Genomic DNA, 1,686 nt, shown 5'->3' on the forward strand with positions numbered 1-1,686 from the left:
CTCCGGGCTGCCATCGTGGTGGGAGAGTTCGTGATGGTTCTCGCCGCCGCCACCAAAACCGCCCGCCTCGCGGGACCACTCAAACGTAATCACACGTGTGGTATCGGTGACGAAAGAGAGGTAGCTGAGCTGGAGCATGACATCGAGCCACATGGGCCGGTCGTGTGCATTGGCGGGCTGCATGTTGAGGCCGAGGTTCGTCTCCGGGACTTTCGGCTTGGGGACATCAATCCAGCCCTGCAAGCGCCCGACCAGCTGCTCGGTCTCCCGCACCGACGTGTAGTACTCATCAAGCTTTTTCTTGTCGTCGGTGCCGAGTTTCTTATCCAGTGCTTTCGCTTCAGCGGAGATTTCATCGAGGATCGAGCGGCGCTGGGTATAGCGGCGGAGCGCGGCGGCGCGATCAGCGGCGTTCTCAGGCACAAAGAGGCGTTCGAATAAGCGGCGTGGCGAGTTCTCCGACGGCAGCGGCGTGCCGTTGCGATCAAACGAGAGCGTGTGCGAGTGCCCCGCACTACCCGTCCCCGACATATCCGAGAGCTGAAGCGAGGGATAGCGCGTTGCCTTGGCGTGCGCTGCGGCGATAATCTGATCCACGGAGATCGAGTTGGCGTAGTCCGAGCCCGGGCGGCTCTTGAGGTTTGCCCCCGTCAGCCACGTGTCCGCCCCCGAGTGTCCGCCCTCAGAGGTCGGATGGCCCAGTCCCGAGAGCACGGTGAACTCGCTCCGAATGCTCGCCAGCGCCTGGAGTGTCGGGGAGAGTGTGTAGCTTTCGCCCGAATCTTTGGGTACCCACTCGGCGATATTGACCCCGTTGGGAATGTAGCAGCAGATCAGGCGCGGGTGCTTCACATCGCACTTTTCCCACGGCTTAAACTTACTCTCGTCTGCCTGCCCCCGGCGCGGGAGCATTGCCTCCAGCATGGGCAGAAGCAAACTCGCCCCTGCGGCGCGCAAAACAAATCGTCGGTTCATTTTTCCCCTCCTACCCCCAGCCCCTTTCTCCCAACCCTGCGGAGGCAGGGCGGGAAGAAGGGGAGTTTTAGGGGAAGGGCCGTGGAGGCCCATTTATGGGTCTTGCCGCAACAGCGGGCCGCTTTAGCCGCCCGAAACGGGTGTTCCCAATCAGAGATGTGGTTCATTTGGTGCGAAATACCTCCGAGGTGACGGTGAATTCGATCAGCGAGCGCAGGGTGTTCTTGCGCTCTTTCATGTGGGTGACGGCGCTCTGAACGAGGGGACGGTCGGCGAGGCTTAGCTCGCGGCCTAGCGCAAACGTGAGGAGCTTGGTGGAGAGACAGGTCAGGAAATCATCGCTGCGGGCGAGGAGGGCGTTTTGCAGGCCATCTACTCCATTAATTTTTGTGCCATCGGGAAGCTGTGAGCTGGCATCAATCAGCGGGTCATTTTGCTCGACACGGCCCTTGTAGCCAAAGCCTTCTCGGTCGCGCCAGGTACCCGATGCGTCGAAGTTCTCCAGCGAGAAGCCGAGCGGATCAATGCGGCTGTGGCAGCGGGCGCACTGGGCGCGTGTGCGGTGAATTTCGAGACGCTTGCGAACCGTCGCTTTCTCGATGCCTGGCACCCGCGCCGCGATCTCACCGGCGTTGGCCACGGGCAGCCCTGGATCGGCGCCGAGCAGGGTCTTCATGATCCAAGTGCCACGTTTCACCGGCGAGGTCCGCG

2 protein-coding genes are annotated in these 1,686 nt (G+C 61.9%); both read right to left on the reverse strand.

Annotation, left to right across the window (positions count from 1 at the left end; all coding sequences use genetic code 11):
- Positions 1–975: DUF1552 domain-containing protein (locus RMO15_RS01730; RefSeq protein WP_309707237.1), on the reverse strand; the 975-nt coding region annotated here is incomplete at its 3' end.
- A 163-nt stretch (positions 976–1,138) separates the two neighbouring features.
- Positions 1,139–1,686: DUF1588 domain-containing protein (locus RMO15_RS01735; protein WP_309707239.1), on the reverse strand; the 548-nt coding region annotated here is incomplete at its 5' end.

The sequence above is a fragment of the Armatimonas sp. genome, assembly GCF_031410135.1.
Lineage (GTDB): Bacteria > Armatimonadota > Armatimonadia > Armatimonadales > Armatimonadaceae > Armatimonas.